At 38.6% G+C, this 477-nt stretch carries 1 protein-coding gene; it reads right to left on the bottom strand.

The window, feature by feature from the left end; translation table 11 throughout:
- On the bottom strand, positions 1-106 hold a 106-nt coding region (locus LJE08_RS15395; protein WP_227403558.1), incomplete at its 3' end, for an antirestriction protein ArdA.
- Between the last annotated feature and the right edge of the window lie 371 nt (positions 107-477).

Genomic DNA, 477 nt, shown 5'->3' with positions numbered 1-477 from the left:
TTATTTTTGTTTGCGTTGTTGGGAAGTCTAGCCATTTCCCGACAAGCTCTCCCTCTGTGTATTTTCCTAGATTTGTCACATAAGCTGATATTAATTTTTCGTACATATCCATGTACCTCCTTTCACAACTGCTCCCGCAATTTTTTAACGAAGCGACAAGCGAAGTTACATGGGAAATCTATGTCACATGATTTGGTCATAATAGGAGAAAAATATGTTACATAGGACAGCATGGGAAATTCATGTAACATGATAGGAGCAATTTATGTGACATGATTTGCCCATGATTTGGACTTGCATAGAAATTCTTGATTGTCGGTTGTGCCTAAATTTTAAAAAATTTAGCAAGACAACCGATCACAAAATTTCTTGCAAGGATATGGGGAGTCAAGAGGAGCGAAGCTCCTTTGCAAAATATGGCGAAAAGAGTGTAATGCAATGAAACGGTCGCTGTATTTTGCTACAGCCAAGCCGAAG

The sequence above is a fragment of the Holdemanella sp. DFI.5.55 genome (assembly GCF_020593575.1).
GTDB lineage: Bacteria > Bacillota_I > Bacilli_A > Erysipelotrichales > Erysipelotrichaceae > Holdemanella > Holdemanella hominis.
Note: the sequence above shows the minus strand (reverse complement) of the source record. Positions and strands in the feature narration are given on the sequence as shown.